Genomic DNA, 622 nt, shown 5'->3' on the forward strand with positions numbered 1-622 from the left:
GCGATCACCGGCGAAATGAGCGCGATTCCCGCCGCGGCCGGGAGCACCCACCAGGTGAGCTCGCCTCCAATGACCTGCGGCAGACCGACAGGCAACGTCGCAAGCGCTGCGACCGGGATCGTCAGCGACAGGCCGCTGATGCCAGAGAACCGGTCGCCGACGTGCTGGGTGAAGAGATTATAGAGGCCCCAGCAGGTGCCCGCGATGAGTGCGAAGCAGACACCGGCGAAATCAATTCTCCCGTGCCATGGTTCCGTCAGAAGCACGACGCCGATGAGGGCAAGCAGCGGCCAGATGAGAGCCTTGCGCTGCTTGCTCATGATCCCGGCGACTGCCAGCGGGCCGAGGAACTCGATCGCGACTGCGGTGCCCAGCAGGATGCGTTCAACGGCGGCGAGGAAGAACGCCGTCATGAACCCCGTGGCCACGCCCAGTGCAATCAACGCGGGGATGTCTTTCCTGCGGAGGGAATGGATCGCAGGCCGGGCGATGAGCCAGAGGAGCAGGCTGCCACAGCACATACGCAACCACGCGGTACCCGCCGGCCCGATCTGGTCGATCACCTGCACGGACAATGCGTTGGAGAGCTGCACGGCCAGCATTGCGGCGACCGCCATAGTCC

General features: G+C 65.3%; 1 protein-coding gene. It reads right to left on the reverse strand.

What is annotated here, in order from left to right:
- Positions 1 to 617, reverse strand: a 617-nt coding sequence (locus tag HMPREF3162_RS02615) for an EamA family transporter (protein ID WP_070776893.1), incomplete at its 3' end; no start/stop codon positions are given.
- Positions 618 to 622 lie beyond the last annotated feature (5 nt).

The sequence above is a fragment of the Brevibacterium sp. HMSC07C04 genome (genome assembly GCF_001815905.1).
Lineage (GTDB): Bacteria > Actinomycetota > Actinomycetes > Actinomycetales > Brevibacteriaceae > Brevibacterium.